This is a genomic window from Roseateles sp. (assembly GCF_044373315.1).
Taxonomy (GTDB): domain Bacteria; phylum Pseudomonadota; class Gammaproteobacteria; order Burkholderiales; family Burkholderiaceae_C; genus JACDQM01.
The window spans coordinates 36,180-46,753 of record NZ_JBILQK010000025.1 but is presented as its reverse complement, the minus strand read 5'-3'; the positions used below and the strand labels follow the sequence as shown (position 1 = coordinate 46,753).

Here is a 10,574-nt window from a genome sequence, read left to right as displayed (position 1 = left end):
CGACTGAAGGAGGCCGCCAACCGCCTGGCCCTCAACACCGAGCCTTCATAATCCGGTCGTCCTTGCCTGGTCCAGTTTGGGGTGGCCACAGGTGGGGGAGTTTGCACTGGCCATCGGGGTCTTGGACCTTGTCCGGCGATGAAAGCAGGTGCTGGAGGTTCGTCTTCCAGACCGCTGGGTTGTCGCCTCTGCAGTAGTTCTTCACCTTGGCCCAGCCCCAAACGGCTTCCATGCGAGAACGCACCCGAGTGGCGGTCTCGTTGATCTCGAGCCAGATCGGCTTCAGGACGGCGAGAACGTCATGCAGCGTGATCTCGTCCACCCATTTATTGCCGAGCAAGGGGTAGGTGTAGGTGGCGAGTGTGGTGCCCCATTGCGCTGCATGCTTTGCGTTGGTCAGCTCAGGGATCTTGACGTCCGCGACGTAGGTCTCGCAGCACCATTTCCAGGTTTTGCGCTCGGTCCGTGTGCCCTCCTGGGCGAGTAGGACGCTTCTCGTCGCGTTCCTGCTTTCGATCGGATCGACTCGCGCGTGTAGAAGTGCGCGACGTTCTGTCGCCAGCTTGCGCGCCGTGTCTAGATCGACCGAGTGCACCGGGCCTAGCCCCATTTCTCGGGAGCGGCCGTCAAGGCGGTAGCGAAACAGCCAACTCTTGGCGCCCCCTGTGGAGACCTGCAGGTACAGGTTGCCTCCATCGGCGTAGCGGCCTGGCCTTCTGGTGTTCTTGACGACCAGAGGACTCAGCCGATGCAGAACATGTGGTCCCTGCTTTCTGGCCATGGCGACTTCTCCAAAAAGTCTACCCACAAAACTTCGAGGATCTCGAAAAGTCTACCCACAAAGCTTACCCACAATTTGACCCACAAAAAAGTGCAGGTAGCAATGGGATTTCGCGAGACGCCCTGGGAGCTCCTCATGAGGCGGCGGTGGCCTCTTTCCCTATGAAACGGACGAAAAAAAGCCGTCTCTTGGACGGCTTTGGACTTCCGGGGAAGTTTGTATTGGCGGAGAGGGCGGGAGACTGTGGTTGAAGAAAAATGTCTATAAAAATCAACCGCCTACAAAAACGGCATAGAGTGGCAGTGTACCACTCGGGTGTCCCGATAGGAACGCCTGTTTGGCATTCGAAACGCCCCCCGACGCGTCACCACTCCTCGTGCGCAAGATGCTGCAGGTTCAGCATCTCGCGGTACTGCCGCCAGCTGGGCAAGTGCTGATCCAGCAGCCTGGTGAAGCGCTCGGTGTGGTTGCGTTCCAGCAGGTGGGCCAACTCGTGGGCCACGATGTACTCCACGCACTGCACCGGCTTCTTGGCCAGTTCCAGGTTGAACCATAGGCGCTTTGAGGCGGGGTTGCAGCTGCCCCACTTGGTCTTCATCTTCTTGATGCCCCAAGCGCTGGCCTGAACCCCCAGCGTGCACTGCCATTGGTCCACCATAGGGAAGACCAGCTCCTGGAGCTGCTGGCGGTACCAGCGCAGCAAGACTGCCTCTCGTTGCTCGGTCGTGCGGCCCGGGTTGACGAACAGATCCAGGCTGGCGATCCCGCGCAGGGCCACGCACTGTTTGCCCGGCTGCTCATGCACCCGCAGGCGGCAGCGCCGTCCAAACACGTAATGGCTCTCGCCGTTGACCATCTCCCGGGCTGACTGTCTTGGCTGCTCGGCAAACTTGGCGCGCTGGCGGCGTATCCAGCCCAGCTTGTCGATGACGGCCAGGCGTATGGCGTCATTGCTGACCACCAGGGGCGCAGCCACGCGGACCCTGCCATTGGGCGGGTAGACCCCCAGGTGCAGGTTCTTGATGTCCTTGCGCTCGATCTGAACCCGGATGCCGCTGACCGTCAGGTGGCTGGCTTCAGTAGTCATGCTGATGCTTGGCCAGGTCGAGAATGCGCGTGGCCTCGGCTTCCAGCGTGTAGCCCACGCCGGGGTCTTGGATGCCGGTGAAGCCCTGTGCCGCCTTGGCCGCCAAAGCGGGCTCCAACACCGCCTTGATGGCGTTGCGCACCCGTTTGGTCTTCATGGCGTTGTCCCGCCAGCCGTCCATACGGCTGCCCATGATGGCGCCGTCCACGGTCAGCGCCAGGCTCTCGTCCTGCCACAGGTTGTTGAACAGGGTCCGCTGGGCGCCTGTCTTCAGCGATGCGGGGTACGCCCCCTTAGCGCCGCCCGGCTGCGTGGCGGCCTTGGTCAGTTCGGCGATCTGCTCCAGGTACTCCTTGTAGTTCAGCACGCCCTTGCGCCGCTGCTCAATCAACGCGTCCAGCAGCTTGGACATCTTGTCGTAGTAGGCCGGGTCCACCGGCGACTCATTGATGATGAGCTTGCGGACGTTGTTCTCGATGGTCTCGGCTACCGCCTCTTCGTTTTTCTTGATGCGGTCGGGCAAGGCGTCCACGGCGTCGGGGCCGCGCTCGACGATGAGCTGGATTAGGCTCAGGTCGTCAAAGGTCGAAATCTTCTCGCTCTCGTCGGCCCGGATGTAGGTGTCAATCAGGTGCCGCATCGCAGGCTCGTAGGCCTTGAGGTCGATGTAGTCGCCGCTGGAGAGCTTGATTTCGTCCCGTACCTTGGTGAAGTGGTCCACATCGGCCTTGATGCGCGCGATCTCGGCCGCTGTGTAGCCAGCCTCGTCCAGTTCGCTGGCGATGGCAGCAAACGCCCGGATCAGGGTGGCCACATGCTTGTACAGCTGCAGTCGCTTGGCTTCGTTCGCCTTGAGCTGCTCCGCGTTGCCAGCGTCCTGGCAGCAGAAGTAGTGCCGGTAGGCGGCCGAGTCGCGAGGTGCGGCCACTGGCTCGCGCAGCGCACGCACCCGCTCCAGGGCGTCTTCCAGGTCTTCGCGGGCCTTCTCCAGCCGGTTCTCCAGCAGGCCGGCCACATCTTCCTTGTCAAAGCCGTCCAGGGCGCCGCTGGTGTAGTCCTCCACCGCGCCTTCCAGGCTCTTGAACAGGTCCTTGTAGTCGATGATGTAGCCGTATTCCTTGTCGTCGCCATCCAGCCGGTTCACCCGGCAGATGGCCTGGAAAAGGCCGTGGTCCCGCATCTGCTTGTCGATGTAGAGGTAGGTGGCCGAAGGTGCGTCGAACCCCGTCAGCAGCTTGTCCACCACGATCAGCAGCTTCACCTGCCCGGGCTCGTCGATGAACTTCTTCTTCACCTCCTGCTCGAACTTCTCCGCCTTGCCGATGGCCTTGTCCAGCGGCTCGTTGAACCAGTCCGCCAGCATCTGGCCGTAAATCTGGTATTTGGTGAGGTTGTCGGTGTCGCCGCTGCCTGTGGTCTCGCCCTTGCTGTCGGCCACGTTGGGCGCGTAGCTGGTCACGATCGCGCACTTGCCCTTGAGTTCGGTCTTGGCAAACAGCTCGTAGAACTTGCAGGCCTCGTAGATGCTGCCTGCCACCAGCATGGCGTTGCCGTGCCCGTCCATCAGGCGCGGCTTGGTGTTCATGTCCAGCAGCACGTCTGCCACGATCTGCTCCAGCCGCGACTGGCTGGACAGCACCCGCTGCATGGTGCCCCACTTCTGTTTGAGCTGGGCCTTGGCGATGTCGTTCAGGCCCTTGGTCTTGGCGTCGAACCAGTGGTCAATCTTGGCCTGCGAGGTGATGGACTGGTCGATGTCGCGCGCTTCGTAGCGCAGGTCCAACACCACGCCTTCGCGCACCGCCTGGTCGAACTTGTAGGTGTGGATGTAGCGGCCAAACACTTCGATGCTCTTGGCCTTGTCCGCCTTGAGCAGCGGCGTGCCCGTGAAGCCGACGAACACCGCGTTGGGCAGCAGCGCCTTCATGGCCTTGTGCAGGTCGCCCGACTGGGTGCGGTGGCACTCGTCCACAAACACATGCACATCGCCCTTAGCCTGGAAGTCGGGCGGCAGGTTCTGCAGCGACTCGATGAAGGCCTTGGTGCCCTCAGCGTCGTCCTTGTCGGCCGAGCCCGTTCGGCCGAACTTGTGGACCAGCGAACACAGCAAGGATTCCTCCGTGCCGTTGAGCTTGTCGATCAGGTCAGCACCGCTCTTGGAGCGATAGATCTGCTCGTGCACGCCCTTGAACACCTTCTCGATCTGCTCGTCCAGCTCGGTGCGGTCGGTGATGATGAGCACGCGGGCGCCTGGGCGGTTTTCCCGGATCCACTTGGCCAGCCAGACCATGGTCAGGCTCTTGCCGCTGCCCTGGGTGTGCCAGATGATGCCGCCCTCACGGCGGCGGATGAAGTCCTGCGCCGCCTTCACCCCGAAATACTGGTTCTGCCGGCACACCTTCTTGGTGCCTGCATCGAACACGATGAAGTCGTGCACCAGCTCCAGAAAACGGCGCTTGTCGCACACCTGCAGCAGGTGCCTGTCCAGCAGGTTCGGCTCTTGGGCGTGAGGACCGTCCAGCTCGACCCACTGCAGCCAGTACTTCTCGGGCGTTTCGGTGGTGGCGTAGCGCAGGCCCTCGGTGTCATTGCCCGCCATCACCCACTGCATGGTCGTGAAAAACGGCTGGATGAATGCCTTCTTCTGGTTGTCCAAGTTCTGGCGGATGCCCTCGGACACCGACACAGTGGACCGCTTGAGCTCCAGCACGCCCAGCGCGATGCCGTTCACATACAGCACGACATCGGGCCGCTTGGTGCTGGCCTTGGCCGCATTGGCCAGGTCGGCGCCTTTGACTGTCACTTCCTCCGCCACGCCAAAGTGGTTGGCCTCGGGGTGTTGCCAGTCGATAAGCCAGACCGTGACGTGGTTTTCTCCTGCACCCGGCTGCACCTTGATGCCGTAGCGCAGCATCTCGTACACCGCCTTGTTGCGGTCGTACAGGTTTTTGCTGGCGTCGCCCGCCGCCTTGGTCAACTCGTGCAGAGCCCGGCTGATCAGGATGTCGGCCACGTCACGGCCCTTTAGCCAGGCCGTCAGGCGCGCCGTGTCGATGTTGGCGTTGTCCTGGTCGATCCAGTTGCCCAAGTAGGTATAGCCCAGCCGCTGCTGGAGCAGCGCCACAACGCGCGCCTGCGTGGCTTTTTCAATCTGGCCGACGGTGCTCATTGTTCTTGATCTCTGACAGTCGATTTAGAAGTGCGTTCACGCTAAAGTGAATCCACTGAAATGATGGACACACTCGCATGTGTAAAGCCGCACTGATTGCCCCAAAAAGACCAGCCAAGCTGGCTTTAATACGTGCTGTGGCAAGTTCCACTGCATTTGAAACCGGCCAGAGCGTCTCTGAGCTGAAGAAGAAGCTCAAAATGCCTCCCAGCACCGCTTTGCCCATATCAAACTGGCAGCTTGAATAAGAACGGCTTCACGTTGTGGATCAGTCGTTGCAGTTCAGTGTGGTTGTGTATGAGCATCTCGTGCCCCCATAAACCCTCATCACCATGTGCACAGGCCTGAGCAAGCTGTTGGCCCACTTTTTCCAGTGATACTCCACAAGCCTTTCGGAGGGGTTCTGGCTCATTCAGCGTGCCCAGCAAGTACACCCGGTCACGCACGTCGGCAGGGATAGCCGCCTGAAAACTCTGCGACCGGTCAGCAACTTCGCCGTCAAAGTCGATGAGCAACACCAAATGCCGCTTGGGATACTTGCGCAGCAAAGCAACCTCCGAGAATGTCAAATCGTCCCGGGCTTTGGTCCAACCACCAGCAATCGGCAGTGGTTGAATGGCTCGTTCATTAAGCGATGGGTCCAGCACGAACCCGTTGACCATTTGCCGGTTGGCATCGTCTTCGGGCAGCACTACAACATGGGGTTGATAGACGTTTACGCTCATGGCTCCAGCTCTCCGCAAATCAGAGCCTGAATCACATCGGATTGAACTCCCAGTTCCGCCAGCGGGCGGATCAGTGTGGGCTCCAAGTGGGATTTCCTTCCCAGCACCCAAGTGTTGTCATTCGAGAAGCGTCGGACGGCCTCCTCATTGTGGGAGGTCATCCACAGCTGTCCTCCGCCCTGTTGGAATCCACGGCGCAATGCCATAACAAAGTGACTGACTTCACTGAGTGATAGGTAGTTGTCCGGCTCATCCCAAAACGCAAACAAGGGACCGTAGCACTGGTTTGCAGCCAACACCACGCCGCATAGAAAGAAACACTTTTCTCCGTCAGACAGTGCGTCGAAATCGAGCTCATGTTGTGCATTGCCAGCCTTGAAGCGCACCAGCATAGCCTTAGATTCCTTGCCTGCACGCTCAAACCGGAAGTCGGACAAGTCAGGCATGACCTGTTGCAGATACTGGCTTAGTGGTGCGTAAGCCGCTGGGTAATGGGCCAAAAGTCCCGCCAGCCAATCGGCCAAGTTGCTTGCGTCCTCCAAGGGCTCCAGCGTTTCCCCTACAGTTTCGCCCTTCATCAAGCGAGGCATGGGAGCCAGCAACACCATGCGGGCCAGCCATTCGCGGAAGGTGCTTAGTGCATTGGCCGTAGACGGGTCTTGAATGACAGGCAAAGCGACTAAGTGCCAGTCGATGTTGAATCGAGCCTCGGGTTGACTGGCATTTTGGCGGCGCAAGGTTACCAAGGCCAGTTCGCGCGAATAAATGGGTTCACCATCTAATATCAGAGACTCTTCAACCACCCGCAGCTCCTTGAAGCGATCAGGCAAGTCCAGCGCCAAGTTGTACTTGAAAGCTTGCCCGCCTAGTGTGCACTCGAGCTCCAGACGCATTGGAACATCGGTGCGATCACGCGTGAAGTCGCTGCCCTTGAGCAGGTGTCCGACCCGGTTGCTGCCTCTGCCGATGGCTTGCACCACCTTGAGCGCCTGCATAACTGTGGACTTACCGGCGCCGTTTTTCCCGATCAGCAGCACTGAGGCGGCATCGCCTGGCTTGAACTCGAAGTTTTCAAGACAACGAAAGTTGTTAACGTAAAGACGTTGGAGCATATGAATATCCTTCTGGATCAGCGCAGCCGGATACGTCCGGTCAGCAGTTCTTGCATCATGCCTTGTTTGATAGCACGGGTTTTGTCGCGACGGTCTTCAAGGGCGGCGAGTTCGGCATCCATTTCGGACAGAACGGTGGCGATGGCGGTTTGTTCTTCCACGGTAGGCAAGCTGAGCCGAAAATTTTGAACCATGCCTTTGTTTAGGTTTGCCTGTGTTCCCTGTTGGCCAAGATTTTTGACGGTCGCCTTCAACGAAGTGAGGTAATAGAACAGAAACTCTCCATGTAGTTTGTCTCTTGGTCGAATACCCAGGATGGCTTGACTAGTGCAGAGTGGGATGCCTGCGATGCTGCACTCCCCGAGGGATGCATACATCGCATAGAGAACGGTCCCAGCTGGAAACATTTGAGCAGCGGAGTTGGCGAATCCCAGTTCCGTAAGATTCCGTTCTGTAAATTCGATGACCTTGCCCCCCTTGGTCATATCCGAGATGGACACCCAAGGAATATCGCCATCATAGTAAGCAGCGACTGAAGACAAGGGTGTTCCACCACTTCCCATGTCTGCCACATCCCCTAGCCGTTTCACCTCCCACTCCCCAGAAAACCCTGGCAAGCGGGTCTGGCCAGTCAGCAGTTGCTGCATTGCAGCCTGTTTGAGGTCACGCTTCTTGGCGATCAATTGGTCGAGCTTGGCCAGGACGGCATCCACACTCGATAGTGTGTCAGCGATAGTTCGTTGTTCTAGTTCGTTGCCAGGCACTGACAAACGTAAAGCCAAAACTTTTGAAACCGATAGCCCTGGTTGCGCCGACGATTCGGTATATCGATTTAGACGCATCCTCCCCAGAGCATATGTTAGGAAGGTAATGTCGATGCCGGCTTTGGGGGTTACGACAACAGCATGCTCCGAAGCATAAAACTTTCCTTGGGCCGAATTTACATTTCCACAAAGCGCACCCTGTCGTCCAATCAGTGCAAATCGCCCATCATGCGTATATCGAGAGGTGTAACCTCGAAGACCATTCCCTCCATAACAAGGGTAGGCTGAAAAATCGTCAATTCTTTCGGCAGTGATTCCTTCTCCGCTTTTCATTGTGCATACGGCGTTTAAATTTACGGCGAGCCAGTCCTCAGGAATCATCCCCAACTCAGTTCGCTTGTACCCCGGTTTGATCTGATCTCCGCTCATACCGCAAACCCCATCTTCTTCAGATGCTCGTTCACCTGGGTTTGCAGGGTATCCACTTCCCGCGCTAATAGCGGCAGCGGAATGGCGTAACGGTCAGCCAGCTGCTTGATCCGCCCGGTTAGGTTCTGGCTCACACGATCCAGTTCGCCCTGCACGCGCTGGGTCAGGTTGGCCAGCCACTTGTCCAACACCACCAGAACTTGGACCTCGGGCTGAGTCATGCGGGCGTACAGCGCAGCCACCTTGGCGTCCATTTCGCGCTGAGCTTCTTTTATCCGCTTGCTGGCAGCCGCTTCCTGGTCGGCCAGGGCAGCGTACTGCTGCAAAACTTGCTTTTCTTCTGCAGCGGTGGGGTCGGCCTTGACCGCTTTGAGGCGGTCTTTCACGCCTTTGGCGGTGATCTTTCCCTTGTCGTTTCTGGCTTCGGTTAACAGCCCATCGTCCCCGCCATGTTCTTCTTCCAGTTCCTCTAGCTGGCGGGTGATGGCATCGCGTTCGGCTTCCAGGCGATCCATCTCGGCTTGGTCAGCCGCAAAGCAGCGGGCTACCACCAGCTCTGTAGGGATGAGGTCGGTGTTGGGCTGACCTTTGAGGGCACCATCGGGCCGCAGGGCCTGCCAGCCATCGGTGGCGACCATCCATGCGTCGTCCTGCATGGTTTCGGCCCAGTAGTCCATCAGGTGCTGGTAGACGCCGTACGGGTCGATAAGGGTGGACACCTGTTCGCTGTTGCGGAAGGTGTCCAGCAGGCTTTCGGACAGAGCTTCGATCAGCAGCTTGGGCCGGTCGCCCAGCTGAATGCCGGTCAGGCGCTCGGTGTTGGCGGCTTTCCAGCCGTCGAACAGCGCGGTCACGCTCTGGTTGAAGGCGGTGAACTCCGGGTGGTTGAAGATGGTGGGCTTGATCTGGCTGGGTTCCACGCGCAGCTGGCAGTAGCAGGGTCGCTCGGCATCGGCAAACAGGGCTTGTCGCACACCGGGGAAGACTTTCCAGTAGGCGCTGAGGCCGTCGATGTCGCGCAGGGGGATGCCGCCCTTGAGGTGGGCCTCGATGTCTTGCAGGTCTTCGGGCTCGGTGCTGTCGATGTAGCGCGGCAGGTTGAGGTTGTGGTCGTTGCCCTCAATCTCGGCCACGGGCACCAGACGAGCGTATTTGGGTACTTCCAGCTGGCGGGTGAAGGTGTCCACAATCTTGTGGATGTCCTGCTCGCGCAGGCGGTTCTTGTTACCGTCCTTCACGAAGCCCTTGCTCGCATCCATCATGAAGATACCCTTGCGGCCAGCGGCGCCTTCCTTGTCCAGCACGATGATGCAAGCCGGGATGCCGGTGCCGTAGAACAGGTTGGCAGGCAGGCCAATGATGGCTTTGATGACTCCCTGCTGAACCAGCCGCGTGCGGATGCCGCTTTCGGCCCCCCCCCGGAACAGCACGCCGTGGGGCAGGATGACGGCGGCCTTGCCCGTGCTCTTGAGGCTCTTGAGCATGTGCAGCAGGAAGGCGTAGTCACCATTCTTCTCGGGCGGGGTGCCGTACTCGAAACGGCCAAACTGGTCGTTGGCCGGGTCCAGGCCATTGGTCCAAGCCTTGGTGGAAAACGGCGGGTTGGCGACGATGAAGTCGAACACCTTGAGGCCGCCGTCCTGGTTGAGGAAGTGCGGGCGCGAGAGGGTGTTGTCCTGCCAGATCTCCGCCGTGGGGCAGTCGTGCAGCACCATGTTCATGCGGGCCAGGGCGCTCGTGGCGTTGTCCACTTCCTGGCCGTAGATGGCCAGGTCCAGCCCGGTGCGGGTCTTGGCCTCGTCGTGCGCCTTGAGCAGCAGCGAACCCGAGCCGCAGGTGGGGTCGTAGATGCTTTGGGTGGCGTACTGGGCTTCGCCCAGGCCGATGACCTGGGCCATGATGCGCGAGACCTCGGCCGGGGTGTAGAACTGGCCCTTGCTCTTGCCACTCTCGGTGGCAAAGTGGCGCATCAGGTACTCGTAGGCATCGCCCAGCAGGTCGTCGCCCTCGGCACGGTTGCGGCCGAAATCCAGGCCCTCGAAGATGGACACCAGCCGGGTAAGGCGGTCCACCATGTCCTTGCCCTTGCCCAGCTTCTCTTCGTCGTTGAAGTCAGCGACGTTGATGGCGCCCTTGAGGTTGTCGTTGGCGTCGGCCAGGCGACCGATGATTTTGTTCAGCCTGTCGCCAATCTCCTTGTCGCCCTTGGCGGCCACCATGTCGGCAAAGCTGCCGCCGGCCGGGACATCAATCAGGGCGTCTGGGTTGCCGGCGTACTTGTCGGACACGTACTTGACGAACAGCAGGACCAGCACGTAGTCCTTGTACTGGCTGGCGTCCATGCCGCCACGCAGCTCGTCGCAGGATTTCCAGAGGGATGAGTAGAGTTCGGATTTCTTGAGGGCCATGGGTCTGGTTGGGTGAGCAGTAGCGGCTGACCTTGCATCGCCGGGTGCTGGTCAGTTTATCCAACGGCATGGCCCGCCTGATGGCGCCGGCCCGCAGAT

The 10,574-nt window shown here is 59.6% G+C and carries 7 protein-coding genes; all 7 read right to left on the bottom strand.

Features of this window, described 5'->3' with window-relative positions; genetic code table 11:
* Positions 1–31: 31 nt before the first annotated feature.
* The 7 genes from ACIQ67_RS08330 to ACIQ67_RS08300 all read right to left on the bottom strand — a co-directional run bounded on the left by ACIQ67_RS08330 (position 32) and on the right by ACIQ67_RS08300 (position 10,475).
* Positions 32–781, bottom strand: coding sequence for a tyrosine-type recombinase/integrase (locus tag ACIQ67_RS08330; protein ID WP_397533896.1), 750 nt, complete (start codon positions 779–781; stop codon positions 32–34).
* Between the two features lie 364 nt (positions 782–1,145).
* Complete coding sequence (locus ACIQ67_RS08325) at positions 1,146–1,868, bottom strand: M48 family metallopeptidase (RefSeq protein WP_397533895.1); 723 nt, start codon at positions 1,866–1,868, stop codon at positions 1,146–1,148.
* Complete coding sequence (locus ACIQ67_RS08320) at positions 1,858–5,037, bottom strand: type I restriction endonuclease subunit R (RefSeq protein ID WP_397533894.1); 3,180 nt, start codon at positions 5,035–5,037, stop codon at positions 1,858–1,860. Before ACIQ67_RS08320 ends, ACIQ67_RS08325 begins: the two co-directional genes overlap by 11 nt.
* A 227-nt stretch (positions 5,038–5,264) precedes the next feature.
* Entirely contained in the window at positions 5,265–5,762 is a 498-nt protein-coding gene (locus ACIQ67_RS08315; protein WP_397533893.1) for a hypothetical protein, read from the bottom strand.
* Positions 5,759–6,874: an AAA family ATPase gene (locus ACIQ67_RS08310; RefSeq protein WP_397533892.1), complete on the bottom strand. Its 1,116-nt coding sequence runs from the start codon at positions 6,872–6,874 to the stop codon at positions 5,759–5,761. Before ACIQ67_RS08310 ends, ACIQ67_RS08315 begins: the two co-directional genes overlap by 4 nt.
* 17 nt (positions 6,875–6,891) lie before the next feature.
* Complete coding sequence (locus tag ACIQ67_RS08305; RefSeq protein WP_397533891.1) at positions 6,892–8,067, bottom strand: restriction endonuclease subunit S; 1,176 nt, start codon at positions 8,065–8,067, stop codon at positions 6,892–6,894.
* The gene (locus tag ACIQ67_RS08300; protein WP_397533890.1) at positions 8,064–10,475 is read right to left on the bottom strand and encodes a type I restriction-modification system subunit M; all 2,412 of its coding nucleotides are present in this window, start codon (positions 10,473–10,475) and stop codon (positions 8,064–8,066) included. The genes ACIQ67_RS08305 and ACIQ67_RS08300 overlap by 4 nt, the downstream gene beginning before the upstream one ends.
* Positions 10,476–10,574 lie beyond the last annotated feature (99 nt).

What these genes read in the sequence shown, in the direction of transcription:
- ACIQ67_RS08330 (WP_397533896.1), bottom strand. Translation starts at nt 781, where the DNA reads ATGGCCAGAAAGCAGGGACCACATGTTCTGCATCGGCTGAGTCCTCTG.
- ACIQ67_RS08325 (WP_397533895.1), bottom strand. Translation starts at nt 1,868, where the DNA reads ATGACTACTGAAGCCAGCCACCTGACGGTCAGCGGCATCCGGGTTCAG.
- ACIQ67_RS08320 (WP_397533894.1), bottom strand. Translation starts at nt 5,037, where the DNA reads ATGAGCACCGTCGGCCAGATTGAAAAAGCCACGCAGGCGCGCGTTGTG.
- ACIQ67_RS08315 (WP_397533893.1), bottom strand. Translation starts at nt 5,762, where the DNA reads ATGAGCGTAAACGTCTATCAACCCCATGTTGTAGTGCTGCCCGAAGAC.
- ACIQ67_RS08310 (WP_397533892.1), bottom strand. Translation starts at nt 6,874, where the DNA reads ATGCTCCAACGTCTTTACGTTAACAACTTTCGTTGTCTTGAAAACTTC.
- ACIQ67_RS08305 (WP_397533891.1), bottom strand. Translation starts at nt 8,067, where the DNA reads ATGAGCGGAGATCAGATCAAACCGGGGTACAAGCGAACTGAGTTGGGG.
- ACIQ67_RS08300 (WP_397533890.1), bottom strand. Translation starts at nt 10,475, where the DNA reads ATGGCCCTCAAGAAATCCGAACTCTACTCATCCCTCTGGAAATCCTGC.